24 protein-coding genes are annotated in these 25,175 nt (G+C 68.9%); 11 read left to right on the top strand and 13 right to left on the bottom strand.

What is annotated here, in order from left to right; all coding sequences use genetic code 11:
• Nucleotides 1-22 precede the first annotated feature (22 nt).
• Nucleotides 23-1,012 (bottom strand): HpcH/HpaI aldolase/citrate lyase family protein, encoded by a 990-nt coding sequence (locus tag BB334_RS05920; protein WP_068805606.1) that lies wholly within the window; start codon nt 1,010-1,012, stop codon nt 23-25.
• A gap of 101 nt (nt 1,013-1,113) precedes the next feature.
• Nucleotides 1,114-2,103, bottom strand: a complete 990-nt coding sequence (locus BB334_RS05915) for a malate dehydrogenase (protein WP_068805603.1) — start codon at nt 2,101-2,103, stop codon at nt 1,114-1,116.
• A gap of 212 nt (nt 2,104-2,315) precedes the next feature.
• Between BB334_RS05915 and BB334_RS05910 the strand changes: the two genes are divergently transcribed.
• The 11 genes from BB334_RS05910 to zapE all read left to right on the top strand — a co-directional run bounded on the left by BB334_RS05910 (nt 2,316) and on the right by zapE (nt 14,973).
• Complete coding sequence (locus tag BB334_RS05910; RefSeq protein WP_068805600.1) at nt 2,316-3,044, top strand: GntR family transcriptional regulator; 729 nt, start codon at nt 2,316-2,318, stop codon at nt 3,042-3,044.
• Nucleotides 3,045-3,140: 96 nt separating this feature from the next.
• The gene (gene sdhC / locus BB334_RS05905; RefSeq protein WP_068805597.1) at nt 3,141-3,530 is read left to right on the top strand and encodes a succinate dehydrogenase, cytochrome b556 subunit; all 390 of its coding nucleotides are present in this window, start codon (nt 3,141-3,143) and stop codon (nt 3,528-3,530) included.
• A complete protein-coding gene (gene sdhD, locus BB334_RS05900; protein ID WP_068805594.1) occupies nt 3,524-3,874 on the top strand; it encodes a succinate dehydrogenase, hydrophobic membrane anchor protein in 351 nt (116 codons plus the stop codon). Before sdhC ends, sdhD begins: the two co-directional genes overlap by 7 nt.
• 2 nt (nt 3,875-3,876) lie before the next feature.
• On the top strand, nt 3,877-5,670 hold the full coding sequence (gene sdhA, locus BB334_RS05895) for a succinate dehydrogenase flavoprotein subunit (protein ID WP_068805591.1): 1,794 nt from the start codon (nt 3,877-3,879) through the stop codon (nt 5,668-5,670).
• A gap of 19 nt (nt 5,671-5,689) precedes the next feature.
• Nucleotides 5,690-6,400, top strand: coding sequence for a succinate dehydrogenase iron-sulfur subunit (locus BB334_RS05890; RefSeq protein ID WP_068805588.1), 711 nt, complete (start codon nt 5,690-5,692; stop codon nt 6,398-6,400).
• A gap of 15 nt (nt 6,401-6,415) precedes the next feature.
• Nucleotides 6,416-6,652, top strand: coding sequence for an FAD assembly factor SdhE (locus tag BB334_RS05885; RefSeq protein WP_068805585.1), 237 nt, complete (start codon nt 6,416-6,418; stop codon nt 6,650-6,652).
• Between the two features lie 69 nt (nt 6,653-6,721).
• Nucleotides 6,722-8,014: a citrate synthase gene (gltA, locus tag BB334_RS05880; protein ID WP_068805582.1), complete on the top strand. Its 1,293-nt coding sequence runs from the start codon at nt 6,722-6,724 to the stop codon at nt 8,012-8,014.
• 168 nt (nt 8,015-8,182) lie between these two features.
• Complete coding sequence (locus BB334_RS05875; protein ID WP_068805579.1) at nt 8,183-11,035, top strand: 2-oxoglutarate dehydrogenase E1 component; 2,853 nt, start codon at nt 8,183-8,185, stop codon at nt 11,033-11,035.
• Between the two features lie 23 nt (nt 11,036-11,058).
• Nucleotides 11,059-12,255, top strand: coding sequence for a 2-oxoglutarate dehydrogenase complex dihydrolipoyllysine-residue succinyltransferase (odhB, locus tag BB334_RS05870; RefSeq protein WP_068805576.1), 1,197 nt, complete (start codon nt 11,059-11,061; stop codon nt 12,253-12,255).
• A gap of 75 nt (nt 12,256-12,330) precedes the next feature.
• Nucleotides 12,331-13,755 (top strand): dihydrolipoyl dehydrogenase, encoded by a 1,425-nt coding sequence (gene lpdA, locus BB334_RS05865; RefSeq protein WP_068805573.1) that lies wholly within the window; start codon nt 12,331-12,333, stop codon nt 13,753-13,755.
• Between the two features lie 102 nt (nt 13,756-13,857).
• Nucleotides 13,858-14,973 (top strand): cell division protein ZapE, encoded by a 1,116-nt coding sequence (gene zapE, locus BB334_RS05860; RefSeq protein WP_068805570.1) that lies wholly within the window; start codon nt 13,858-13,860, stop codon nt 14,971-14,973.
• A 10-nt stretch (nt 14,974-14,983) separates the two neighbouring features.
• Here zapE and gspN read toward each other — a convergent pair whose 3' ends face one another.
• The 11 genes from gspN to gspD all read right to left on the bottom strand — a co-directional run bounded on the left by gspN (nt 14,984) and on the right by gspD (nt 25,175).
• The gene (gene gspN, locus BB334_RS05855) at nt 14,984-15,757 is read right to left on the bottom strand and encodes a type II secretion system protein N (protein WP_068805566.1); all 774 of its coding nucleotides are present in this window, start codon (nt 15,755-15,757) and stop codon (nt 14,984-14,986) included.
• On the bottom strand, nt 15,754-16,251 hold the full coding sequence (gene gspM, locus BB334_RS05850; RefSeq protein ID WP_068805564.1) for a type II secretion system protein GspM: 498 nt from the start codon (nt 16,249-16,251) through the stop codon (nt 15,754-15,756). Before gspM ends, gspN begins: the two co-directional genes overlap by 4 nt.
• Nucleotides 16,252-16,326: 75 nt before the next feature.
• On the bottom strand, nt 16,327-17,520 hold the full coding sequence (gene gspL / locus BB334_RS05845) for a type II secretion system protein GspL (RefSeq protein ID WP_068805562.1): 1,194 nt from the start codon (nt 17,518-17,520) through the stop codon (nt 16,327-16,329).
• A gap of 3 nt (nt 17,521-17,523) precedes the next feature.
• Nucleotides 17,524-18,459: a type II secretion system minor pseudopilin GspK gene (gspK, locus tag BB334_RS05840; protein ID WP_068805560.1), complete on the bottom strand. Its 936-nt coding sequence runs from the start codon at nt 18,457-18,459 to the stop codon at nt 17,524-17,526.
• Nucleotides 18,440-19,027 (bottom strand): type II secretion system protein GspJ, encoded by a 588-nt coding sequence (locus BB334_RS05835; RefSeq protein WP_068805557.1) that lies wholly within the window; start codon nt 19,025-19,027, stop codon nt 18,440-18,442. Before BB334_RS05835 ends, gspK begins: the two co-directional genes overlap by 20 nt.
• Nucleotides 19,024-19,407 carry a type II secretion system minor pseudopilin GspI gene (gspI, locus tag BB334_RS05830; RefSeq protein ID WP_232756660.1) on the bottom strand — a complete coding sequence of 128 codons (384 nt, stop codon included), beginning with the start codon at nt 19,405-19,407 and terminating at the stop codon, nt 19,024-19,026. The genes BB334_RS05835 and gspI overlap by 4 nt, the downstream gene beginning before the upstream one ends.
• On the bottom strand, nt 19,404-19,907 hold the full coding sequence (locus tag BB334_RS05825) for a prepilin-type N-terminal cleavage/methylation domain-containing protein (protein ID WP_083200302.1): 504 nt from the start codon (nt 19,905-19,907) through the stop codon (nt 19,404-19,406). The genes gspI and BB334_RS05825 overlap by 4 nt, the downstream gene beginning before the upstream one ends.
• Nucleotides 19,895-20,326, bottom strand: coding sequence for a type II secretion system major pseudopilin GspG (gene gspG / locus BB334_RS05820; protein WP_068805555.1), 432 nt, complete (start codon nt 20,324-20,326; stop codon nt 19,895-19,897). Before gspG ends, BB334_RS05825 begins: the two co-directional genes overlap by 13 nt.
• 4 nt (nt 20,327-20,330) lie before the next feature.
• Nucleotides 20,331-21,533, bottom strand: a complete 1,203-nt coding sequence (gene gspF, locus BB334_RS05815; RefSeq protein WP_068805552.1) for a type II secretion system inner membrane protein GspF — start codon at nt 21,531-21,533, stop codon at nt 20,331-20,333.
• 4 nt (nt 21,534-21,537) lie between these two features.
• Complete coding sequence (gene gspE / locus BB334_RS05810; protein WP_068805550.1) at nt 21,538-23,013, bottom strand: type II secretion system ATPase GspE; 1,476 nt, start codon at nt 23,011-23,013, stop codon at nt 21,538-21,540.
• Nucleotides 23,010-25,175, bottom strand: coding sequence for a type II secretion system secretin GspD (gene gspD, locus BB334_RS05805; protein ID WP_083200301.1), 2,166 nt, complete (start codon nt 25,173-25,175; stop codon nt 23,010-23,012). The genes gspE and gspD overlap by 4 nt, the downstream gene beginning before the upstream one ends.

Genomic DNA, 25,175 nt, shown 5'->3' with positions numbered 1-25,175 from the left:
CGGCGGCCGTCCGGCCTTTGCCTCAGCGCGAGAAGAACCGTTGCACGACGTCCTCCGACAGCTCCATGCCGGTCTGGCGGGCGCGCTGCAGCAGCTCCCAGTAATAGCGGAACGAGGCGCGGTCGTGGAGGCGGCCGTTGTGCTGGATCGGGCCCCATTCGCCGTCCTGCGCCGAGCACAGGATCTCGACCGCTTCCTCGACCTCGGAAAAATCGGGACGCATCGCGGCGACGATCGGCAGGATCTGGTTGGGGTGGATGCTCCACATGCGCAGGTAGCCGAACTCGCTGCGCGCGCGCTCGGCGTCGGCGCGGATCACGGTGATGTCGCGCAGCTCGGTGGTGACGTTGTGCGAGGCGATGACGCCATTGGCGAGCGCGGCGGCGGCGATGTCGGCCTTGGCGCGCACGATCAGCGGATGCTCGAACTGGCCGGGACTCTTCATCGCCGAGCCGGGAATGGCGCCATGGTGGGCGGAGACGAAGTCCATGAGGCCGAAGTCGAGCGACTCGACGCCGTCGAGCGCGGCGATCTCCCAGGCCTCGCGCAGCGCGCCGTGGGTCTCGATCAACACGTGCACCGGCAGCTGGCGGGTGAGACCGCTGGCGGTCTCGATGCGGCGCAGCGCGGCGATCTGGGTCGCGGCGTCGGCGGCGGAGCGCACCTTGGGCAAGGTGACGAAGGCGAGGCGCTCGCCGGCACCGCCGATGAGAATCTCGAGGTCGCGCTCCCAGTGCGGGTGGGTGATGTCGTGGATGCGGGTGCCGACGCGGCCGAAGTGGTTGTCGGGGCTGTTGACCATCGCCACCACCATCTGCGCGTGTTCGGTCTCGGCGCCGGCGCGTGCGCCGTCCTCGCAGTCGCAGGTGAGGTCGAAGATCGGCCCCATGACCTGCTGCATCGAGAGCGCCTTGAGCATCATCTTTTGCGAGCCGGCGTAGTGGTCGACCGCGGGCAGGGCGGGGAACGGCTTTTCGCCGGCCAACAGGACCTCGTCGGGATGCAGCGCCATCCTGGACTCTCCTCGAAACGCAATGGACAAAAGAAAACGGGCCGGGGGATTCTACCCCCGACCCGTTGCACCCGGTGACCCGGGCGAATGCCTCGTCCCGCTTACTTCAGCATGTCGGCGACGGCCGCGCGCTCTTCCTCGAGTTCCTTGAGGGTGGCGTTGATCTTGCCTCGCGAGTACTCGTCGATCTCGAGGCCCTGGATGATCTTGTACTGGCCGTCCTTGCACTCGCACGGGAAGCCGAAGATGACGCCCTCGGGGATGTCGTAGGAGCCATCGGAAGGCACGCCCATGGTGACCCAGTCGTCCGAGCCGAGCACCCAGTCATGCACGTGGTCGATCGCGGCATTGGCGGCCGAGGCGGCCGAGGAGAGGCCGCGCGCCTCGATGATCGCCGCGCCGCGCTTGCCGACGGTGGGCAGGAAGACGTCGTTGTTCCAGGCGTGGTCGTTCACCAGGTCCTTGACGCTGTCGCCGTTCGACTCGCAGAAGCGGTAGTCGGCGTACATCGAGGGCGAGTGGTTGCCCCACACGACCATCTTCTTCAGCGAGGACACCGGGCGGCCAGTGCGATTGGCGAGCTGAGACAGGGCACGGTTGTGGTCGAGACGCAGCATGCCGTGGTAGTTGGCCGGGTTGGTGCGGCCGACCTTGATCGCGGCGGCGCGCGCGATGTAGGCGTTGGTGTTGCACGGATTGCCGACGACCAGCACCTTGACGTCTTCCTTGGCGTTCTCGGCGATCGCCTTGCCCTGGACGGTGAAGATGGCGCCGTTCGCGGTCAGCAGGTCGGCGCGTTCCATGCCGGGGCCGCGCGGACGGGCACCGACCAGCAGGCAGACGTCGGCGTCCTTGAAGGCGACGTTCGGGTCATCGGTGGCGACCATGCCGGCCAGCAGGGGGAAGGCGCAGTCCTCGAGTTCCATCATGACGCCCTTGACGGCCTTCTGGGCCTGGGGCAGGTCGAGCAGCTGCAGGATGACCGGCTGGTCCTTGCCGAGCATTTCGCCGCTGGCGATGCGGAACAGCAGGCTGTAGCCGATCTGGCCGGCGGCGCCGGTCACGGCGACGCGCATGGGAGCTTTGCTCATATTTCAATACTCCTTGGAAGAAGACGTCTTGGTGTAAGCGCAACGATGTGAGGACTGCGCCTCGGGTACGAGGCGCGGCTGCTCGTCGCGTCCCTGCGAAGCGCGAGAATGTTAAGGGCCGGCACACCGACTGTCAATAATGAACTTATGTCTTATATAAGACATAAGACAACTCGTAGACCTATCGCGATTTTTGTGATCCAATGCCGCCCATGGCTCAGGAATCCCCCACTTTCAGCCCGCTCTACCGCCAGATCAAGGCCCTGATCCTTCAGGCGCTTGAGGCAGGGGAATGGCGCCCGGGTCAGGCGATTCCGAGCGAGCAGGAACTCGCGCTGCGCTTCAGCGTATCGCAGGGTACCGTGCGCAAGGCGATCGACGAGATGGCCGCCGAGAATCTCCTCGTGCGCAAGCAGGGCAAGGGCACCTTCGTCGCCTCCCATAGCGACCCGCGCGCGCTGTTCCGTTTCCTGCGCCTCGTGCCGATGGATGGCGATCTTTCGCATCCGCGCAGCGAGCCGCTCGATTGCTGGAAGGCACGGGCAGGGCAGGAGGCCTCGCGCATGCTGGGCATCGAGCCGGGGGCGCCGATCATCATCGTGCGCCGCCTGCTGCGCTTCAAGCAGAAGCCGGTCGTCATCGACGAGCTCTATCTCTCCGGGGAGGTCTTTCCCGGCCTGACGATGGAGGTTCTCCAGGGCTGGAACGGCTCGCTCTACAGCCTGTTCGAGGCGCGCTACGGCTTGCGCATGATCCGCGCCCAGGAGCGTCTCCGCGCCGTCGCGGCCGACCGCTCGACCGCCGACGTCCTGAATGTCGCCGAGGGTACGCCGCTGCTGTCGGTCGAGCGCCTCACCTATACCTATGGCGACAAACCGGTCGAGTGGCGGCGCGGGCTGTATTCGACTGCAGAACATTTTTATCTGAACGAGCTCAATTGAGCGTTCCTGAGCGCGCCGGACCGGGCCTCGAGACTTATAATTACGCGATTTTGGGAGTCCGCGGCGGATCGGCCGCGCTTGATAGGGGAGTCTTAAATGTCGGATGTGACAGTGCGCAAGCAGAGGCCTAAGTACCTGGCCCTGAACGAGATCCGGTTGCCGTTGCCGGGCATCGTGTCGATCTTTCACCGTATCAGCGGGGCGGGGCTGTTCCTGTTGTTGCCCTTCCTGCTCTACCTGTTCGACCGCAGTCTCGGCTCCCCGGAGACCTTCGCCACCTTCTCCGCGGTGGTGGACAACTTCCTGGTCAAGCTGCTCCTGCTCGGCCTGCTGTGGGCCTACCTGCACCACTTCTGTGCCGGCATCCGCTTCCTGCTGCTCGATCTGCACATCGGCGGCGATCTCCAGCCGGCGCGCCAGTCCGCGCGCCTCGTGTTTATCGTGAGCCTGGTGCTCACCGTGCTGATCGGGGTGAAACTATGGTGAAGCAACGCATCGTCGTCGGTGCCCATTACGGCCTGCGTGACTGGATCGCCCAGCGCGCCACCGCCGTCTGGATGGTCATCTATTCGCTGATCTTCGGCGTCGCCGCGCTGATGCTGCCCGAGTTCAGCTACGAGGCCTGGTCGGGGATGTTCTCCGGCGGCCTGTTCAAGTTCTTCACCTTCCTGTTCTTCCTCGCGCTGTTCTACCACGCCTGGATCGGCGTGCGGGACATCTGGATGGACTACATCAAGCCGACCGGTGTGCGCCTCGCGCTGCACCTGGTCACCCTCTTCCTGCTCGTCGGCTACGCCGGCTGGGTGGCCCAGATTCTTTGGAGGCTGTAAGCGTGAACGTCGCGAAGCGTACCTTTGATGCGGTCATCGTGGGCGCCGGCGGTGCCGGCCTGCGCGCGGCCCTGCAACTTTCCGAATCCGGCCTGAAGACGGCCGTGCTGTCCAAGGTCTTCCCGACCCGCTCGCACACCGTGGCGGCGCAGGGTGGCGTGGCGGCCTCGCTCGGCAACTCCACCGAGGACAACTGGCACTGGCACATGTACGACACCGTCAAGGGGTCGGACTGGCTGGGCGACCAGGATGCGATCGAGTTCATGTGCAAGAAGGCGAACGAAGTCGTCATCGAGCTCGAGCATTACGGCATGCCGTTCGACCGCACCGACAACGGCAAGATCTACCAGCGTCCGTTCGGCGGCCACTCGATGAACTACGGCCAGGCACCGGTGATGCGCTCCTGCGCCGCCGCCGACCGTACCGGTCACGCCATGCTGCACGCGCTCTACCAGCGCAACGTGCGCGCCAACACCCAGTTCTTCGTCGAGTGGATGGCGCTCGACCTGATCCGCGACGCCGACGGCGACGTGGTGGGCGTGACCGCGCTCGAGATGGAAACCGGCGAGGTGTCGATCTTCCACGCCAAGGCGACCATCTTCGCCACCGGCGGCTCGGGCCGCATCTACTATTCCTCGACCAACGCCTTCATCAATACCGGCGACGGCGTGGGCATGGCCGCGCGTGCGGGCATCCCGCTCGAGGACATGGAGTTCTGGCAGTTCCACCCGACCGGCGTGGCCGGCGCGGGCGTGCTGATCACCGAGGGCGTGCGCGGCGAAGGCGGCATACTGCGCAACAGCAGCGGCGAGCGCTTCATGGAGCGCTACGCCCCGAACCTGAAGGATCTGGCCTCGCGTGACGTCGTCTCGCGCTCGATGGTGACCGAGATCAACGAAGGTCGCGGCTGCGGTCCGGACAAGGACCACGTGATGCTCGACATCACCCACCTGTCGCCCGAGACCATCATGAAGCGGCTGCCCGGCATCCGCGAGATCTCGATCCAGTTCGCCGGGGTCGATCCGATCAAGGCGCCGATCCCGGTGGTGCCGACCTGCCACTACCAGATGGGCGGCATTCCGACCAACTTCAAGGGGCAGGTGGTGGTGCCGAAGGATGGCAACCCGAACACCCCGGTGGTCGGTTTCTACGCCGCCGGCGAGTGCGCCTGCGCCTCCGTGCATGGCGCCAACCGCCTCGGCACCAACTCGTTGCTCGACCTGCTGGTGTTCGGCAAGTCGGCCGGCGAGACCGTGGTCGAGGATCTGCAGTCAGGCAACCTGCGCCTGAAGCCGCTGCCGGCCGACGCCGCCGACGTCTCGCTCGCCCGCCTGAACCGCCTCGAGAACCAGAAGAACGGTACCCAGGTACACGACGTTCGCCTGGCGATGCAGCGCACCATGCAGAAGCATGCCGGCGTGTTCCGCTTCAACGATCTGCTCAAGGAAGGCGTGCAGCGCATCCTGGAAGTTGCCGAGCAGGCCAAGAACACCGAGATCAAGGACAAGTCCCAGGTCTGGAACACCGCGCGCACCGAGGCGCTCGAGCTGGACAACCTGATCGAGGTGGCGAAGGCGACGATGATCTCCGCCGAGGCGCGCAAGGAATCGCGTGGCGCCCACGTGCGCGACGATGCGCCCGACACCGCCGAACATCCGAACGGCCGCGACGACGAGAACTGGCTGAAGCACTCCCTGTGGTTCAGCGAAGGCAATCGTCTCGACTACAAGCCGGTGAACCTGAAGCCGATGTCGGACGACGTCGAGCCGATCGCGCTCGCCAAGCGCACCTACTGAGCGCGGGAGAAGAGAACAAATGATCAAGCGTACCGTTCAATTCAAGATCTATCGCTACGATCCGGACAAGGACGAGAAGCCGTACATGCAGGACATCTCGGTCGAGCTCGAGCCGTCCGACAAGAAGCTGCTCGACGCCCTGGTGCGGCTCAAGACCAAGGACGACACCCTGTCGTTCCGCCGCTCCTGCCGCGAAGGCGTGTGCGGCTCCGATGCCATGAACATCAACGGCAAGAACGGCCTGGCCTGCCTGACCGACGTCGACAACGTGGCCCAGCCGATCGTGCTTCGCCCGCTGCCGGGCCTGCCGGTGATCCGCGACCTCATCGTGGACATGACGCAGTTCTTCAAGCAGTACCACTCGATCAAGCCCTACCTGGTCAACAACGACCCCGCGCCCGAGCGCGAGCGGCTGCAGACCCCGGAAGAGCGCGAGGAGCTCAATGGTCTGTACGAGTGCATCCTGTGCGCCTGCTGCTCGACCTCCTGCCCGTCGTTCTGGTGGAACCCGGACAAGTTCGTCGGTCCGGCCGGCTTGCTCAATGCCTATCGCTTCCTTGCCGACACCCGCGACCAGGACACCGCCGCGCGCCTCGACGACCTCGAGGATCCGTACCGGCTGTTCCGCTGCCACAGCATCATGAACTGCGTCGACGTCTGTCCGAAGAATCTGAACCCGACCCGCGCGATCGGCAAGATCAAGGACATGATGGTCCGACGTGCGGTCTGAGTGAGCGTGCAAACGATGAGCATCAATCGGGGACGCGTGCGCTGGCAGTGTCGTCGGGCTCTGCTCGAGCTCGATCTGGTCTTCGCGCGCTTTCTCGAGCGTCACTTCGATCGTCTCGACGAGGATCAGCTGGCGGACCTCGATGACCTGCTGCGTAGCGACGACTATGACATCTGGGCCATGGTCAACGGCAGCAAGCCGTGCGAGAACGAGCGTTGGAAAGAGATGGTGAGCCTGCTGCGTCAGACCTGACACGGCAGCTCGTTCCCGAATCGCCGCAGCACAAACATGCAAACGGAACGTAGAGGAAGAGGAGAATTCATGAACACTGAACGCAAGGCTACGCTGAACGTCGACGGCAAGACCGTCGAATTCCCGGTGATGACCGGCACGCACGGCAACGATGTGATCGACATTCGCACCCTGGGCGGGAAGACCGGCTTGTTCACTTACGACTCCGGTTTCCTCTCGACCGCCAGCTGCAAGTCGAGCATCACCTTCATCGACGGCGACAAGGGCGAGCTGCTCTATCGCGGCTACCCGATCGAGCAGCTTGCCGAGCAGTGCAACTTCCTCGAGGTCGCCTACCTGCTGAAGAACGGTGAGCTGCCCAACGCGACCGAGAAAACCGAGTTCGAGAACCTGATCAAGCGTCACTCGATGCTGCACGACCAGATGACCAAGTTCTACTCGGGCTTCCGCCGCGACGCGCACCCGATGGCGGTCATGGTCGGCGTGGTCGGCGCGCTGTCGGCCTTCTACCATGACGCGATGGACTTCTCCGACGCCGAGCACCGCAGCATCTCGATCAACCGGCTGATCGCCAAGCTGCCCACGATCGTCGCGATGGCCTACAAGTACAACAAGGGCGAGCCCTTCATGTACCCGCGCAACGATCTCGGCTATACCGCCAACTTCATGCACATGATGTTCGGCACGCCGTGCGAGTCGTACGAGCCGAACCCGGTGCTGGTGCGTGCACTCGACGTGATCTTCACGCTGCACGCCGACCACGAGCAGAACGCTTCGACCTCGACCGTCCGCCTCGCCGGTTCGTCGGGCGCGAACCCCTTCGCCTGCATCTCTGCCGGCATCGCCTGCCTGTGGGGTCCGGCCCACGGCGGCGCGAACGAGGCCTGCCTCAACATGCTCGAGGAGATCGGCGACGTCTCGCGCGTCGGCGAGTACATCAAGCGTGCTAAGGACAAGGACGACAGCTTCAAGCTGATGGGTTTCGGCCACCGCGTATACAAGAACTTCGATCCGCGCGCCAAGTTGATGGCCAAGGTGTGCTCCGAGGTGCTGGGTGAACTCGGTCTCGAGAACGACCGCCTGTTCAAGCTCGCCAAGGAGCTGGAGCGGATCGCGCTCGAAGACGAGTATTTCGTCGAGAAGAAGCTCTACCCGAACGTCGATTTCTACTCGGGCATCGTGCAGAAGGCGCTGGGCATCCCCACCTCGATGTTCACCTGCATCTTCGCGCTCGCGCGCACGGTGGGCTGGATCACCCAGTGGGAAGAGATGATCACCGATCCGGAATACAAGATCGGCCGTCCGCGCCAGCTCTACGTCGGGGCTGCGCGCCGCGACGTGCCGTCGATCGACAAGCGCTAAGACCAGAGCGTCGGACAGGGGGAGAGGAGACTCACCCGCGCTGAATCGGAAACGGGATGGTCGTGCGCTTTGCGACCATCCCGTTTTCCCATCGGCGGCGGGGGCCGCGCCGCCCGTGCCCGACTCGATCGCACCCAGGGATATAGACCTCGATAGGTGGGTTTCACAATGACGAAGCAGTTCCAATCCTCTTCGCACCTGTTCGGCTCGAATGCGCCGTTCATCGAAGAACTCTACGAAAACTATCTTGCCGACCCGGCCTCGGTGTCCGACAAGTGGCGCACCTATTTCGACGGCCTGCAGAGCCAGGCCGGCGCGGCGGTGCGTGACGTCGCTCACGGCCCGATCATCGCGGCCTTCGAGCAGATCGCCAAGCGCGGGCCGATCCGCACCGTGATGGTCGAGAGCGGCGAGGACAAGCTGCAGGTCTCCGCCCTGCAGCTGATCAACGCCTACCGCTTCCTCGGCAACCGCTGGGCCAACCTCGACCCGCTCAAGCGCACCGAGCGTCCGCAGGTGTCCGAGCTCGAGCCGTCCTATTACGGCTTCACCGAGGCCGATCTGTCGCGCACCTTCAACGTCGGCTCCTTCCACGGCTTCTCGACCGAGCACGCCAGCCTGCGCGAGATCCTCGAGGCGGTGCGCCAGACCTACTGCGGTTCGATCGGCTCCGAGTACATGTACATGTCGGACATCCAGCAGAAGCGCTGGATCCAGAGCCGGCTCGAGAGCGTGCGCGGCACGCCGAAGTTCTCGGTCGAGATGAAGAAGCGTCTGCTCGAGCGGACCACCGCGGCCGAGACGCTGGAGCGCTACCTGCACACCCGCTACGTCGGCCAGAAGCGCTTCTCGCTCGAGGGCGGGGAGTCGGCGATCGTCTCGATGGACGAGGTGATCCGCGTCGCCGGCGGGCTCGGTACCCAGGAGATCGTCATCGGCATGGCCCACCGCGGCCGCCTCAACGTGCTGGTCAACACCCTCGGCAAGTCGCCCGCAATGCTGTTCTCGGAATTCGAGGGCAAGGGCGCGGCCGAACTGACCTCGGGTGACGTGAAGTACCACATGGGCTTCTCCAGCGACGTCATGAGCCCGGGCGGCCCGGTGCACCTGACGCTCGCCTTCAACCCGTCCCACCTCGAGATCATCAACCCGGTGGTCGAGGGCTCGGTGTATGCGCGCCAGGTCCGTCGCGGCGACACCGACAAGGACGAGGTCCTGCCGGTGCTGATCCACGGCGACGCAGCGGTGGCCGGCCAGGGCGTCAACCAGGAGATGCTGAACTTCTCCCAGACGCGCGGCTACGGTACCGGCGGCACGGTGCACATCGTCATCAACAACCAGATCGGCTTCACCACCTCCGATCCGCGCGACTACCGCTCCTCGCTGTACTGCACCGACATCTTCAAGATGGTCGAGGCGCCGATCTTCCATGTGAACGGCGACGATCCGGAGGCGGTGGCCTTCGTCACCGCGCTCGCAGTCGAGTTCCGCCAGGAGTTCAAGAAGGACGTGGTGGTCGACATCGTCTGCTACCGCAAGCTCGGCCACAACGAGCAGGACGAGCCGATGGTCACCCAGCCGCTGATGTACCGTAAGGTGCAGCAGCATCCGGGTACCCGCAAGCTCTACGCCGATCGTCTGGTCGCCGAGGGCGTGTGCGCCGCGGACGAGCCGGACGCCATGATCGCGGAGTACCGCGAGCACCTCGACAAGGGTCAGCTGCTGTACAACCCGGTGCTCTCCGGCCACCAGCGCAAGTACGCCTCCGACTGGCGCCCCTTCCTCGGCAAGCCCTACACCGATGACTGCGAGACCGCCATCCCGGCGCAGGAGGTCAAGCGGCTGGCCGAGCGCCTGAGCACGATCCCGGAGTCCTTCACGCTGCACTCGCGCGTCAAGAAGATCATCGACGACCGCGCCGCGATGGGCCGTGGCGAGCTGCCGTTCGACTGGGGCATGGGCGAGAACCTCGCCTACGCCAGCCTGCTCGCGCAGGGCTATGGGGTGCGCCTCTCTGGTGAGGACGTGGGCCGCGGTACCTTCTTCCACCGTCACGCAGTGCTGCACGACCAGAACCGCGAGCGCTGGGACGAGGGCATCTACAAGCCGCTCGACCACATCCAGGAAGGCCAGGAGAAGTTCCAGTGCTTCGACTCGGTGCTGTCCGAGGAAGGCGTGCTCGCCTTCGAATACGGCTACGCGACCACCGAGCCCAATGACCTCGTGGTGTGGGAAGCCCAGTTCGGCGACTTCGTCAATGGCGCCCAGGTCGTGATCGACCAGTTCATCAGCTCGGGCGAGGCCAAGTGGGGCCGCTTGAGCGGTCTCGTGATGATGCTGCCGCACGGCTACGAGGGCCAGGGCCCCGAGCACTCGTCGGCGCGTATCGAACGCTTCATGAACAACTGCGCCGAGAACAACTGGCAGGTCTGCGTGCCGACCACGCCGAGCCAGATCTTCCACCTGCTGCGCCGCCAGATGGTCCGCCGCCTGCGCAAGCCGCTGGTGATCATCACGCCGAAGTCGCTGCTGCGTCACAAGGAGGCGATCTCCTCGATCGAGGATCTCTCCAACGGCCAGTTCAAGCCGGTCATCCCCGAGACCGAGCAGCTCGACGCCAAGAAGGTCAAGCGCGTCGTTCTGTGCCAGGGCAAGATCTACTACGAATTGCTGGCCTACCGCCGCGAGCACAACATCACCGACACCGCGCTGGTTCGCGTCGAACAGCTCTATCCCTTCCCGGCGCAGGAGTTCAGCGACGCGATCGGCGCGTTCCCGAACGCGAAGGAAGTGGTGTGGTGCCAGGAAGAGCCGCGCAACCAGGGTCCGTGGTACTGGCTGGCCTCGCGCCAGCACCTCGTCAGCGTGCTCGGTCCCAAGCGCAAGCTGCTGCTGGTCAGCCGTCCGGCGGCGTCCTCGCCTGCGGTCGGCTACTACGCCAAGCACAACCTGCAGCAGAAGACGGTCCTCGAGAACGCCTTTGGTCCGATCCAGGACGCGACCCCGCAATCGCCCAACTAATAGAACAACGGGAGGAATGATTCATGCTGATCGAAGTCAAGGTACCGCAACTGTCCGAGTCCGTTTCCGAGGCCTCGCTCGTCGCCTGGCACAAGAAGGAAGGTGAGGCCGTCGCACGCGACGAGAACCTGATCGACATCGAGACCGACAAGGTCGTGCTCGAGACCCCGGCGCCCGCCGCCGGCGTGCTGGTGAAGATCCTCAAGGGCGACGGCGACAGCGTCACCTCGGGCGAGCTGATCGCCCAGATCGACACCGAAGCGACCGCCACCGCCGGCGCGCCTGCCGCCGAGGCGGCACCCGCCGCCGCCGCCCCGGCCGCCGCTGCCGCTTCGAGCGGCGGCGCCGGCGAACCGAGCCCGGCCGCGCGCAAGATCCTGGAGGAGAAGGGCATCGCCGCCGTCGAGGTGGCCGGCAGCGGCCGTGGCGGCCGCGTGACGAAGGAAGACGCGGTCGGCGCCCAGCCCAAGTCCGCCGCCGCAGCACCGGCTGCCGCCCCCGCGGCCGCGCCGGTCGGCGAGCGCCCGGAAGAACGCGTGCCGATGACCCGCCTGCGGGCGCGCATCGCCGAGCGGCTGATCCAGTCGAAGAACGAGAACGCCATCCTCACCACCTTCAACGAGGTGAACATGGCGCCGGTGATGGCCCTGCGCAAGCAGTACGGCGAGAAGTTCGAGAAGGCCCACGGCGTTCGCCTCGGCTTCATGGGCTTCTTCGTCAAGGCCGCGGTCGCCGCGCTCAAGAAGTTCCCGATCCTGAACGCCTCGGTCGATGGCAACGACATCATCTACCACGGCTACATCGACATCGGCATCGCGGTCGGTTCGCCGCGCGGCCTCGTGGTGCCGATCATCCGTGACGCCGACCAGATGTCGATCGCCGACATCGAGAAGAAGATCGGCGAGTTCGGCGAGAAGGCCAAGAACGGCAAGCTGTCGCTCGAGGAGCTCACCGGCGGCACCTTCTCGATCTCCAACGGCGGCGTGTTCGGCTCGATGCTGTCGACCCCCATCATCAACCCGCCGCAGTCGGCGATCCTCGGCATCCATGCCACCAAGGACCGGGCCGTGGTCGAGAATGGCCAGGTCGTGGTGCGCCCGATGAACTACCTCGCGATGTCCTACGACCACCGCATCATCGACGGCCGTGAAGCGGTGCTCGGCCTGGTGACGATGAAGGAAGCGCTGGAAGATCCGGCCCGCCTGCTGCTCGACGTCTGATCGGGGACGGGGCGGGCGCGGCCTGGCCGCCGTCCGCCCCGTGGCCGGTAATCCTTCCCGCCTAACGGAGAACCCATGTCCAAGGAATTCGACGTACTCGTCATCGGTGGCGGCCCCGGCGGCTATGTCGCCGCGATCCGCGCCGCGCAGCTCGGCTTCAAGACCGCCTGCTGCGAATCCAACCCCTATGCCGATCCGAAGGGCGAGCCCCGCCTCGGCGGCACCTGCCTGAACGTCGGCTGCATCCCGTCGAAGGCGCTGCTCCACACCTCGCACCTGTTCGAGGAAGCGGGCCACGCCTTCGAGGACCAGGGCATCAGCGTCGGCACGCCCAAGATCGACGTCGGCAAGATGATCGGTCGCAAGAACACGATCGTCGGCCAGCTCACCGGCGGCATCAAGGGCCTGTTCAAGAAGAACAAGGTCACCCTGCTCAACGGCCACGGCGCCTTCGTCGGCAAGGTCGAGGCGGGCTGGCAGGTCCAGGTCGGCGACGAGGTCGTCACCGCGAAGCAGGTCATCGTCGCCACCGGCTCGTCGCCGCGCCATCTGCCGGGCATTCCGGTCGACAACAAGATCGTGTGCGACAACGTCGGCGCGCTCGACATCGACGATGTGCCGAAGAAGCTCGCCGTGATCGGCGCTGGCGTCATCGGCCTCGAGATGGGTTCGGTGTGGCGCCGCGTGGGGGCCGAAGTCACCGTGCTCGAGGCGCTGCCCGACTTCCTCGGCGCGGCCGACCAGGACGTCGCCAAGGAGGCGCTCAAGGTCTTCACCAAGCAGGGCCTGAACATCAAGCTCGGGGTGCAGATCGGCGAGGTCGAGGTCGGCAAGAAGCACGTGGTGGTCAAGTACACCGACAAGGACGGCGCCGAGCACAAGCTCGAGGCCGATCGCCTGATCGTCTCGGTGGGCCGCGTGCCCAACACCGAGGGGCTCAACGCCGGAGCGGTGGAGCTGAAGATCACCGAGCGCGGCATGATCGAGGTCGACGAGCACTGCCGCACCAACCTGCCCGGCGTGTGGGCGGTGGGCGACGTGGTGCGCGGCCCGATGCTCGCGCACAAGGCGATGGAGGAGGGCGTGATGGTCGCCGAGCTGATGGCGGGCCAGGCCGGTCACTGCAACTTCGACACCATCCCCTGGGTGATCTACACCAGCCCGGAGATCGCCTGGGTCGGCAAGACCGAGCAGCAGCTCAAGGCCGAGGGCGTCGCCTACAAGGTCGGCAAGATCCCCTTCCTCGCCAACGGCCGCGCGCTCGGCATGGGCGACCCGACCGGCTTCGTGAAGATGCTCGCCGACGCCGAGACCGACCGCATCCTCGGCGTGCACATCATCGGCGCCAATGCCTCCGAGCTGATCTCCGAGGCGGTGGTGGCGATGGAGTTCGCTGGCTGCAGCGAGGATCTCGCCCGCATCTGCCACGCCCACCCGACGCTGTCGGAGGTGGTGCACGAGGCGGCGCTGGCCTGCGACAAGCGCCCGCTGCACTTCTGAGCACGGGCTGAGGCGCGAGGGGTGAGGTGCGGGCTTGCTCGCACCCACCCCTTTTTGCGTTAACCTGCAGCCCCCTCGACCAACGCTCCCGACCGATCCTCCATGCCTCATCCCATTCTCAACGTACCCCAGCACGGCATGATCGACGCCTACGAAGCCGAGCTGAAGGCGCGTGGTTTCCAGTCCGATCCGGCCCAGCGCGCTGCCGCCCAGCGGCTCCAGGGCCTGTATGCCGAACTGATCGGCTTCAAGGCCGCCCGCCGCGGCAGCCGCTTGAAGCAGTTCTTCAACAAGCCGCAGATGCCGCGCAGCGTGTACTTCTGGGGCGGCGTGGGCCGTGGCAAGAGCTTCCTGATGGACTGTTTCTACGAAGCGGTGCCCTACAAGCGCAAGCGCCGGGTGCATTTCCACGCCTTCATGCAGGAAGTGCAGAACGACCTCAGGCAGCTCAATCACGAGGCCGATCCGCTGCAGAAGGTGGCCGACCGCATCGCCCGCGAGACCCGGCTGCTGTGCTTCGACGAGTTCCACGTCTCGGACATCGCCGACGCGATGATCCTCGGCCGCCTGCTCGAGGCGCTGTTCGCCCGCGGCGTCATCTTCGTGATGACGTCCAACTATCCGCCGGACGGTCTCTATCCCAACGGCCTGATGCGGATCAACTTCCTGCCGACGATCGAGATGATCAAGCAGCGCTTCGACGTCGTCGAGGTCGACAACGGCACCGATTACCGCCTGCGCACGCTCGAGGCGCTCGAGATCTATCTGGTGCCGCACGACGTCGCGGCAGAGCGCAAGCTGGCCGACGACTTCGTCCGCCTCGCCGGCGGCGAGGGCGAGCGCGGCGAGATCGAAGTGCTCGAGCGCCGCCTGCCGGTGGTGCGCCGGGCGCCCGGGGTGATCTGGTTCGGCTTCGACACTCTGTGCGGCGGGGCGCGCTCGCAGAACGACTACCTCGAGATCGCGCGCGAGCACCACACGCTGATCCTGTCCGACGTGCCGAAGATGCTGGCCGGCAATGCCTCCGAGGCGCGCCGCTTCACCTGGCTGATCGACGTCCTCTACGACCATCGCGTGAAACTGATCATGAGCGCCGCGGTGCCGGCCTACGAGCTGTACACCGAAGGCCACAATGCCCATGAATTCGTGCGCACGGTCAGCCGGCTGATCGAGATGCGCACCCGCGACTACCTCGCCGAACCACACCGCCCCGAGTGAGCGTCGGCGCTCAGCGAATGCGCAGCGTGACCTTCGCCGGGTCCTCGCCGGCGAAGGCGATGCCGTCGAGCACCGCGGGCAGGCGGCCGACCAGGCCGGGCTCGCCCGCCACGCTACCCTCGAACGCCAGCCGCCCGCCGAACGGCAGGCTGCCCTCGCCTGTGATTCTGAGCAGGCCCTCGGGCGTGCGGACGCCGAATTCCAGGTCGCCCTCCCGGAACGCCGTTCGGACGCGGTAGCGCCCGAGCCGTGCCTGCGGCAGCAGAGCGCTTGCCGCATCGCGCCATTCGAGGGCGAGCGCGCCACTGCAGCGCGCCGTCCAGTCGCAGTGCAGTTCTTCGCTTTCGGCCTGCAGGCTGCCGCCCCAGCCGGCGTGGGCCAGCGGATGCTTGCTTGCCGCGGCCAGGGTGCGCAGCGGCAGGGTGAGCGACAGCGCCTCGAGGGCGACGCCGTCGGCCGCCACGCGGATCGAGCCTGCGGCACGCGAGGCGGCATCGACCGACCAGGCAAGTTCGCCGCGCAGCAGCCCGGACGGCGAGAAGGTCCACGCCAGCGGTAGCAGAGCGGCGAGTTCGCCGCCGTCGACTTCGCGCCCGGCGAGCAGCGCACTGCCGCGCCACAGCGTGCCGCGCGCTTCGGCCAGGCGCAGGCCGCCGTCGGTCAGGCGGGCGAGGGCTGCATCGACCAGGCCGGCCGGCAGGCGTGCGAGCAACAGCGCGGCCAGAAGCACCAAGAAGGAGAGCGCGCCCGCGATCCGGGCCAGGGCGCGGCGCACCGCGCTCACGACGGCTGTCCCGCGAACACGGCGTCGATCTCGAGCGCATCGCCTACCCGACGCAGCTCGACCCGCACCGCGCGCAGGCCGAGCGTCTCATGGAGATTCGCTACCCATGCGAGCAGGGGGGCGGCGGCGACCGTACCGCGTGCCTGGATGCCCTCGGGGACGGCGGAGAGTTCGAGGGCGAGGCCCTCGGCCGCAGCGGCGGCGCGGGCGGCTGCAAGCGGATCGCCGCCGACCCGGCGCGGCGCACTCGCACGCAATGCGGCGAGCTCGGCGGCGTCGCGCTGCATGCGCTGGTAGTCGGCGCGGGTCTGGGGGAGGGCGCGCCGGAGGCGTTCGCGCTCGGCGAGGCTCCAGTCGATCAGGCCGTACAGCGCGGCGCCGGCGACGAGCAGCGCGGCCAGGGTGACCAGCTTGCGCTCGCGCGGAGCGAGGCGGGACCAGGTGGCGGCGAGGCGGGCGAGCGGGGAGGCGAGGGCGGGCGGAATGGGGCGCATGGACGTGGGCAGTGGTGCTGGGCGTGGTGACGGTTCGGTTGGGGGACGTCGGACGGTCGGGTGCAGCGCGGACGATCAGCGCAACGGCACCGGGCTGAGCTCGAGTACGCCCGATCCGCCCGGGCCGGGGCGTGCGACGAGTCCGGTGGCACGAAGCGCTTCGAGTTCGTCCGTCGGGATCCGTGCGCCGGCGAAGTCGAGCTCGAGTCGGCCGTGCTCGTAGCGAAGCGCGACCGGCGCCGAGGGCGGCGCCTGCTGGGCGTAGCGTTGCAGCAGGCCGAGGAAGTCGTCCTCGCGCAGCAGGCCGCGCTCGGCGCGCAGCTGGTCGAGCGCGCGCGCGAGTTGCTGCGCCGGCGCGATCGCCGGGGTGCCGGGCAGCGTCGTTGCAAGCACGCGCGCCATGCGGATCCGCAGGTCGGCGAGTTCGGCGCGCTGGCTGACGATGCCAGCGAGGGTGGCGAGCCACAGGGCGGCGAGCGCGGTTCCCGCGAGCACGGCCGGCCCCTTCAGCGCCCTCCGCCAGCGGCGGCGTTCATGACTGGGGAAGAACTCGTCGTGCAGCAGATTGGTGGCGCGCGCCGCGTCCTGCCACCACGGGGGCGGGGCGTCGGTTTCGATTTCGCTGCCGGGCGGCAGGGCGGCGGCGAGCTCGGAGACGAGCGGATCGTCGCCGGTCGCCAGCACGCGCGGCGGCAGCGGCGGCGCGTCGCGGCCGAGCAGGTGGGCGAGCAACGCGATCGCGGTGTTGCGGTCGTGGGCGGTGGCGGGCGCGTCACCGTAGCGCAGGTAGCAGGCGGCGCCGGCACCGGCGCCCGCGGCGAGCTGCCAGGCGCCTGACTCGGCCGACGGGAGCGCCTCGATCGCAAGGCCGACGCGCGACGGGAGCCTGCCGAGGGCCTCGAGCGCGGCGAGGAGGGCGGCGAGGCGGGCACGGGCGATGACCAGCACGTCGAGGAGCACGCCATCCTCCCGCGGGCTGCGGCGGCTGACGGTCAGGTGCTGGGCGTCGGCGTCGTGAACCAGTTGCTCCTCGAGTGCGTAGGCGAGCAGCCGCGGCTCGTCGCGGCGCGGCGCATGCGGCAGCCGCAGGCGCAGCCAGCTCGCCTGCGGGCCGCCGAGCATCACGTGCACACGTCGGGCCTGGGGCCACTGGCGGGGGGTGGAGTTGCCTTCGGCCACCGGCGTTCCGGCAGCGTCGAGCAGCACCCAGGGGGCGGCGGGTGTCGCGGGCCAGTCGTTTTCGAGATGGAGGACGAGGGTTTCGCTCATGGTTCAGGGCAGGCGTTGCCAGAGAATCTCCGGCCAGGTTTCGGTGCGCTCGAGCAGGGCTTCGAGCCGCACCATGGAGAGGCCGTGGCGCGCGCGCCCGGTGACGAGGAAATGCGTGCTGGCGACGCCGAGGCGGCGCGGATCGGGCGGCTCGGCGTCGTCGGGCAGGAGGCGTGCGAAATCGGCGAGGTCGCGCGCCCAGGCGGTGCGCCGGCGCGCGACCAGGCTGCGCGCTGCTTCGAGCTCGAGGCCTTCGATCGCGGCGGCGAGCACCTCGGCCGGTGCGGTATTCACATTGATCCGGCTCGGAGCCGGCAGCGCGGTGACGAAGGGCTGCAGCCGCCGCAGCAGGGCGGCGTCGAAGCCGGGCAGGCGGCCGAGCTCCTCGAGCTGCAGCAGCGGCGCATCGGGCAGGCCGGCGGGCTCGCCACCGCGACCGTCGGCCCCGGTGCGATCGGCGTCGATCGCGTCCTGCAGCCGCTCGGCGAGCGCGACCGCACGGGGCGGCGGCACCTCTAGCATGACGAGCAAGCGCGCGAAGGCGAGCGCCGCCTGGCGGTCGGAGCGGCCCTCCGGCGCCAGGTTGTTGAGGTTGAAGCGACCCGAGAGGTCGACGATCTCGCCGCTCAGCTCGCCGTGGGCGTCGCTGCCCGGGTCGCCGACCGGGGTTGGCGGCACGCGGATCGCCCACGGTTCGAGCAGGTGGTCGGCGCTGCTCGTCATCGCGTCGTCAGCGAGCACGTTGCGCGCCCAGTCGATCGCGCCGCGCGCCAGCAGACGCGCCTGTGCCTGATCGCGGCGACCGGCGGCGGCGTCGATCGCGGCGTCGACCGCCGCCACCGCGGCGGCGGCGAGGCCGGTGGCGAGCGCCACGGTCAGCATCGCCATGATGACGGCGGTGCCGCGCTGGCGGTGGCGTTCAGCGCAGCGCGAAGACACGGGCGATGCGGCCGGCGTCGGCCAGCTCGAGTTCGATTTCGACCGCCGCGGGCAGGCGATGGGCAGGGGCGTCCGCCGGTGGCCAGGTCAAAGTCGATTTGTGCTCCGAGAAAAAGCGCCAGCCCAGGCCGGTGACGTCCTCGAGCAGGTGGTCGGCCTCCGGGGTGCCGCCGGTCTCGCGCATCGGCCAGCGCCGCCACTGCAGCATGCCGTCGACCAGCAGGAAGGCTTCGCGCCGCGTGCCGGCGGCGGCGAGTGCCTGGAAGCCGAGTTCCGCCGTGGGATCGCTCGGGTCATGGCGCAGCACCGCCTGCCGTCGGCCGGCGGCGGGCGTCTCGTAGGCGGCGGCCTGCAGCAGGCGGCTCTCGATCCGGTGCAGGGCGCGGTCGATCGCGCGCCAGCGTGCGAGTTCGGCCTCGATCCGGGCCTGGCCGTCGGCGATCCGCGACAGGCCCTGCCAGGACAGCACGCCGAGCACCGCGAACACCGCGACCGCGACCATCAGCTCGATCAGGGTCATGCCGGCGCTCGGTCGCGCGTGGCGGCGGCGGAGGCGCGACGTCTTCATCGCAGGGGCTGGACGGCGAAGCCGTGCAGGCTCAGCAGCACCCGATCCCCGTCGGCGGGCAGCACCTCGACCTCGATCTGGCGGAACAGCGGATTCGGCGTGCCGCGGATGGTCTGGCGCCAGCGATAGCGCCGCCCGGCCTGCTCGGCGACGCCCTCGCTGCGTCCCACCGGCGGCCAGGCCTGCTCGGCGCGCAGACGGGCGAGCCGATCCTGCGCCACCCAGCGCGCCAGCATGTGCTCGCGCAGGGCCTCGGCGCTCTGTGCGCCGTTGCCGAGCGCGCGGATCGCGCCGCTCAGCGCCACCGCGAGAATCGCGAGGGCGACCAGCACCTCGAGCAGGGTGAAGCCGCCAGCCCTGCCGGCGCGGCGGATGCTCACGGGCGCTCCTCGCCCGCGAGCAGGCGGACCTCGCCGCTGGCGAGTCCGAGCAGGCGATGGCGGCGTCCGTCCGCGGTGAGCGCGAGCGCGAAGGGGACCGGATGTGCGCCGAAAGTGAGCCGATCCTGTGCGGCGAGCGGGCGGCCGGCCTGCTCTGCCTCGCCCCAGGCGAGGGGCGCGGGCAGGCGCGTCTCGGTGAACAGCGGCGCTTCGTCGAGCAGGCGCCAGCGGTCGTCGATGCTCTGAATCCAGAAGCGATACCCATCGGGCAGGCGCTCGAAGGCGAGCGGCTGGCCGCGCACCTCGGCGCGCTCGACGCCGGCCTCGAGCACCAGGCGCAGGCGGGCGACCGCGCGCTCGGCGTCGCGCCCCGCGAGCGCCCCCAGCCCGAGGCCGAGGGTGCCGGCCAGCGAGCCGACGATGACCAGCACCACCATCACCTCGATGAGAGTGAAGCCGTCCGCTCGCGGCGCGCGGCGGACGGGCCTCAGAGCGACCACGAGCCGATGTCCGCGTCGAAGTCCTCGCCGCCGGCGAGCCCGTCGGCACCGAGGCTCATGACATCGACCTCGCCCTGCAGGCCGGGGTTGAGGTACTGGTAGGGCGAGCCCCAGGGGTCGAGCGGGAGGCGGTCGAGGTAGGGCTTCCAGTTGGCGGGCGCGGGCGCGCCAGCGGGCCGCTCGACCAGGGCCTGCAGCCCCTGCTCGGCGCTCGGATAGCGGCGGTTGTCGAGCTTGTACAGCTTGAGCGCCTGCATCAGCGAGGCGATGTCCTGTTTTGCGGCGACGACGCGAGCCTCGTCGGGACGGCTCATCACGCGCGGCACGACGAGGGCGGCGAGTACGCCGAGGATGACGATCACGACCATGACTTCGATCAGGGTGAAGCCGGCGGTGGGGGCGCGGAGCGATGGTTTCATGGGCTTACCTCAGCAAGGTGTTGATGTCGATGATCGGCTGCATGACCGCGACCACGATCAGCATGACGACGCCACCCATCGTCAGCAGGAGCACCGGCTCGAGCAGGGTGGTGAGGGCGGCGGTGCGGTTTTCGAGTTCCTGCTGCTGCAGGCGAGCGGCGCGCGCGAGCAGCTCGTCGAGGCGGCCGGTGGCCTCGCCGTTGGCGATCATGTGGATCAGCAGCGGCGCGAAGGCGCGGCCGGCGCCGAGCGCGCGCGCCAGACCCTGGCCTTCGCGCACCCGTTCGGCGGCGGCGCGCACCGCGTCCTGCAGTGGCAGGCGGCTCATCACCTGGCGGCCGGCCTCCAGCGCGGCGAGGAGGGGGACGCCGCTGCCGGCGAGGATGGCGAGGGTGGCGGCGAAGCGGTGGGAATCGAGCGCGCGCAGATGGCGGCCGAGCAGCGGCAGGCGGAGCAGCATCGCGTCCCAGCGGCGTCGCAGCACGGGGTCGCGGAGCGCGAGGTGGAGCGCGCCCAGCCCGGCGCCGAGCGCGAGCAGCATCGCCCAGCCCCAGTCGCGCAACAGCGCGCTCGCGAAGATCAGCGCCTGCGTCAGCGGCGGCAAGGCCTGCTTGCCGTTCTGGAAGGCGCCGACCACCTGGGGCACGACCCAGGTCATCAGGCCGACGATGACCAGCAGCGCCACCACGGCGACGATCGCCGGATAGAGCAGGGCCTGCAGGGTGCGGCTGCGCAGGCGGCCGCTCTGCTCGAGATGGTCGGCGAGCTGGAGCATGATGCGGTCGAGCTCGCCCGACTTTTCGCCGGCGGCGATCGAGGCGCGGTAGATCTCGGGGAAGGCGTGGGGGTGGCGCTCGAGCGCGGCGCGCAGGCTGTGGCCGGCGAGGATCTCGGAGCGCACCGCGGCGAGCAGCCGGCGCGGGCCTTCGTCCTCGGCCTGCTCGATCAGCGCGGCGAGGCTGGCCTCCACGGTCAGGCCGGCGCCGAGCAGGGTGGCCCACTGGCGGGTGAGCAGGGCGAGGGCGGCCTCGCCGATGCGCAGCCGGCCGCGGCGGCCTCGGGTGCCGGTGGCGACGCTGCCGACGTCGAGCGGAAACAGGCCACGCTCACGCAGCAGGGCGCGGGCGGCGCGCGCGGCGTCGGCTTCGATGACGCCGCGGATCTCGCGGCCGCTGGCGTCGAGGGCGCGGTACTGGAAGGCGGCCATGGCGTCAGTCCCGCGTCGCGCGCAGCAGTTCCTCGACCGAGGTCGTGGCGTCGGCCAGCAGGCGCAGGCCGTCGTCGCGCAGGCTGCGGCTGCCGCTCGCGCGCGCGCGAGCGCGCAGCGCTCCCTCGTCGGCGCCGTCGTGGATCAGGCGCGCCATCGTCTCGTCGACCGCGATCAGTTCATGGATGCCGCATCGGCCCGCGTAGCCGAGGCCGCCGCAGGCATCGCAGCCGTGCGGTTCGCCGAGTTGCGGCGGACAACCGGCGCCGAGCAGCTCGCGCTCGCGCGCAGCGGACGCACGGCTGCGGCGGCAGGCCGGGCACAGCCGGCGCACCAGGCGCTGGGCGAGGACGCCGCGCAGGGTGGAGGCGAGCAGGAAGGGCTCGATGCCCATGTCCACCAGGCGGGTGACCGCAGCGGCAGCGTCGTTGGTGTGCAGGGTGGCGAGCACGAGGTGGCCGGTGAGGCTCGCCTGGACCGCGATCCGGGCGGTCTCGAGGTCGCGGATCTCGCCGATCATGATGACGTCCGGGTCCTGGCGGAGCACCGCGCGCAGGGCGCGGGCGAAGCTCAGCTCGATGCGCGGATTGACCGCGATCTGGCCCACGCCGGGGAGGTCGAACTCCACCGGGTCTTCCACGGTGACGATGTTGAGCCGGCTGCTGTCGAGGGTCTGCAGGGCGGCGTAGAGGGTGGTGCTCTTGCCCGAGCCGGTGGGACCGGTCACCAGCACGATGCCGTGCGGCTGGGCGAGCAGGCCGGCGAATTGCGCGCGGGTGTCGGTCGCCATGCCGAGCGCGTCGAGGCCGAGGCGCGCGGCGTCCTTGTCGAGCAGGCGCAGCACGATGCGTTCGCCGTGGCTGGTGGGCAGGGTCGACACCCGAACGTCCACCGTGCGGCCGGCCAGGCGCAAACCGAGGCGGCCGTCCTGGGGCAGGCGCTTCTCGGCGATGTCGAGCTGGGCCATGATCTTGATGCGCGAGGCCATCGCCGCGTGCAGCGCGCGGTGCGGGCGGGCGATCTCGCGCAGCATGCCGTCGCGGCGCAGGCGCACCACCGAGCCGGCCTCGTAGGGCTCGATGTGGACGTCGGAGGCGGCGTCGCGCACCGCCTGCGTCAGCAGCGCGTTGATCATGCGGATGATCGGGGCGTCGTCCTGGGTCTCGAGCAGGTCCTCGACCGCGGGCAGCTCCTGCATCATCCGTTCGAGGTCGATCTCCTGGCCGGCATCGGCGACCACCGCGGCGACCACCGCGGCAGCGTCGCCGTCGGCCGCACCATAGGCTTCGGCCAGGCGCGCGTCGAAGGCGGCGCGTGGCAGGAACTCGGGTCGCAGCGGCAGGCCGAGGCAGCGCCGGGCCTCGGCCAGCGCCGCCGGGCTCGCATCCTCGCGCAGCAGCACGTCGGCGCCGTCGGCATCGCGCCCGAGCACCAGCACGCCATGGGCGCGGGCGAAAGCGTAGGGCAGACCGGCGCTCATCGCAGTCCGGCGGCGGCGACCGGCATCACCACCGCGTCGGTGATCGGCGCGCGCTGGAACTGGCCGTCGATCGGTGGCAGCAGCGGTGGCGCGTTCTCGACCATCAGCGGATTGCCGCCCTGGCCGCTGGCGCGCTGGCGGCCGATCACGTAGTCGTAGCGGCTGCGGGTGAGATCGTCGTAACTGCCCGCCTCGCGCAGGATCACCGGACGCAGGAACACCACGAGGTTGGTCTTGGTGCGCTTGCGGCTGTCGTAGCGGAAGAGCTGGCCGGCGAACGGGATGTCGCCCAGCAGCGGCACCTTGTCCTCGCCCGCGCTGTAGCTGTCCTCCATCAGGCCGCCGAGGGCGATGATGCTGCCGTCGTCGACCAGCACGGTCGATTCGATCGAGCGCTTGTTGGTGATCGGCCCGGCCGGGTTGTTGACCCCGCTCACCACCGAGGACGCTTCCTGGTAGATCTGCAGCCGCACCGCGCCGCCTTCGGAGATCTGCGGCTTGATCCGCAGGGTCAGGCCGACGTCGCGCCGCTCGATGGTCTGGAAGGGGTTCTCCGGCGTGCTGCCACCGCCGGTGTTGACGTACTGGCCGGTGACGAAGGGCAGGTTGCGGCCGACGACGATCTTCGCCTCCTCGTTGTCGAGGGTGACCAGGTTCGGCGTCGACAGGATGTTGGCGCGGGTCTCGCTTTCGAGGAAGCGCGCGAGCAGGTTGAGGTCGAAGAACTTCACGCCGTCGATCTCCATCGCGAGCTTGCCGACCATGATGTTGAGGCCGGTGCCGCCGCCGCTGTCGGTGCTGGCGCCGGGACTGAAGATGTTCTGCCCGCTGCCGCCGAAGTTGGTGCCGCCGAACACGCCGCGCTCGCCGACCTGGGTGGGCTGGGTCGAGCTCTGCCACTGCACGCCGATCTCCGCCGCCTTGTCGGAGGAGATCTCGGCGATCAGCGCCTCGACGTACACCTGGGCGCGGCGGCGGTCGAGCTGGTCGATGACGTAGCGCAGGCCGCGATAGACCGCCTCGGGCGCGGTGATGATCAAGGCGTTGCTGGCGGGGTCGGCCTGGACGATGCCGCTGCCGGGCTCGACGCCGGGGTCGGCGAAGCTGGGGCCGGCGTCGATGCCCAGGCCGCCGCTGTCGCCCCCGACCGCCGACAGCGCGCCCTCGGCCTCGGTGGCGGCGGCGCGCTGCAGGCGAGGCGCGGGCATCGGCGAGCTGCCGCGCCCGCCCCCGCCCGTGCCGCCCGACAGCGCGGCGTTGAGCGTCGCAGCCACCTGCACCGCTTCGGCGTTGCGCAGGTAGACCACATGGAGGTTGCCGGCGGCGCCGGGCTTGTCGAGGCTGGCGACGAGCTGGCGCACTGCGCCGAGCTGGGCGGCGCTGGCGGCGCGCACGAGCAGACTGTTGCTGCGCGTCTCGGGGACGATCGCGACCTGCTGAGAAGGGTCGGCCGGCTGGCCGCCAGCGCCGCCGCCGAGCAGGCGGTTGAGGGTCGGCGCGAGGTCCGCGGCCGCGGCGTGGCGCAGCTCGAGCACCATCAGGTCGCCCTGCGGCACATCGATGGAGCCGATGATGCGCGCGATGCGGGCGATGTTTTCGGCGTAGTCGGTGACCACCAGCGTGTTGTTGGCGGCGAAGGCGCTGATCGTGTTGTTGGGCGACACCAGCGGCCGCAGCACCGGCACCATCTGCGCGGCCGACTCGTGCCTGAGCACGAAGACCTGGGTGATGAGGCGGTCACCGCCCCCCGCGCCTGCGCCGCTGCGCACCGGCATGCCGTGCAGCTTGGCGTCGGCTTCGGGCACGATCTTGGTCACGCCGCGCCCCTCGACCGCGGCGAAGCCCTGCAGGCGCAGGGCGGAGAGCAGGATGTCGTAGCTCAGCTCGGGCGGTACCGGTGCATGGGTGACGATATTGATGTTGCCCTTGACCCGCGGGTCGATCACGAAGTTGCGCCCCGAGATGCGGCCGATGGCGTCGATGACCGAGCCGATCTCGGCGTTGGCGAAATTGAGCGAGACCTCGCGGCCGCCAGGGGCCGCCTGGGCGCCGGCGGGGAGCGGGGTGGACAGGGCCAGCAGCAGGCAGGCAAGGGCGGCCGGGGCGCGCAGGGCACGGCCGCGGAGGGCTGCGATCGGGCGCAGGTGGTGGGTGATGGACAT

Source organism: Thauera phenolivorans, from assembly GCF_001696715.1.
Taxonomy (GTDB): domain Bacteria; phylum Pseudomonadota; class Gammaproteobacteria; order Burkholderiales; family Rhodocyclaceae; genus Thauera; species Thauera phenolivorans.
The sequence above is the reverse complement of the archived record's forward strand: the minus strand, read 5'-3'. Positions and strand labels throughout refer to the sequence as shown.

Bases quoted from the DNA above. Each gene is read 5' to 3' on its own strand.
- zapE (WP_068805570.1), top strand. From the start codon at position 13,858: ATGCCTCATCCCATTCTCAACGTACCCCAGCACGGCATGATCGACGCC.
- sdhC (WP_068805597.1), top strand. From the start codon at position 3,141: ATGTCGGATGTGACAGTGCGCAAGCAGAGGCCTAAGTACCTGGCCCTG.
- gspM (WP_068805564.1), bottom strand. From the start codon at position 16,251: ATGCGCCCCATTCCGCCCGCCCTCGCCTCCCCGCTCGCCCGCCTCGCC.
- gspG (WP_068805555.1), bottom strand. From the start codon at position 20,326: ATGAAACCATCGCTCCGCGCCCCCACCGCCGGCTTCACCCTGATCGAA.
- sdhD (WP_068805594.1), top strand. From the start codon at position 3,524: ATGGTGAAGCAACGCATCGTCGTCGGTGCCCATTACGGCCTGCGTGAC.
- BB334_RS05890 (WP_068805588.1), top strand. From the start codon at position 5,690: ATGATCAAGCGTACCGTTCAATTCAAGATCTATCGCTACGATCCGGAC.
- gspL (WP_068805562.1), bottom strand. From the start codon at position 17,520: ATGAGCGAAACCCTCGTCCTCCATCTCGAAAACGACTGGCCCGCGACA.
- BB334_RS05910 (WP_068805600.1), top strand. From the start codon at position 2,316: ATGGCTCAGGAATCCCCCACTTTCAGCCCGCTCTACCGCCAGATCAAG.
- BB334_RS05835 (WP_068805557.1), bottom strand. From the start codon at position 19,027: ATGAAGACGTCGCGCCTCCGCCGCCGCCACGCGCGACCGAGCGCCGGC.
- gspE (WP_068805550.1), bottom strand. From the start codon at position 23,013: ATGAGCGCCGGTCTGCCCTACGCTTTCGCCCGCGCCCATGGCGTGCTG.
- BB334_RS05885 (WP_068805585.1), top strand. From the start codon at position 6,416: ATGAGCATCAATCGGGGACGCGTGCGCTGGCAGTGTCGTCGGGCTCTG.
- BB334_RS05875 (WP_068805579.1), top strand. From the start codon at position 8,183: ATGACGAAGCAGTTCCAATCCTCTTCGCACCTGTTCGGCTCGAATGCG.
- lpdA (WP_068805573.1), top strand. From the start codon at position 12,331: ATGTCCAAGGAATTCGACGTACTCGTCATCGGTGGCGGCCCCGGCGGC.
- gspD (WP_083200301.1), bottom strand. From the start codon at position 25,175: ATGTCCATCACCCACCACCTGCGCCCGATCGCAGCCCTCCGCGGCCGT.
- BB334_RS05920 (WP_068805606.1), bottom strand. From the start codon at position 1,012: ATGGCGCTGCATCCCGACGAGGTCCTGTTGGCCGGCGAAAAGCCGTTC.
- gltA (WP_068805582.1), top strand. From the start codon at position 6,722: ATGAACACTGAACGCAAGGCTACGCTGAACGTCGACGGCAAGACCGTC.
- odhB (WP_068805576.1), top strand. From the start codon at position 11,059: ATGCTGATCGAAGTCAAGGTACCGCAACTGTCCGAGTCCGTTTCCGAG.
- gspF (WP_068805552.1), bottom strand. From the start codon at position 21,533: ATGGCCGCCTTCCAGTACCGCGCCCTCGACGCCAGCGGCCGCGAGATC.
- BB334_RS05915 (WP_068805603.1), bottom strand. From the start codon at position 2,103: ATGAGCAAAGCTCCCATGCGCGTCGCCGTGACCGGCGCCGCCGGCCAG.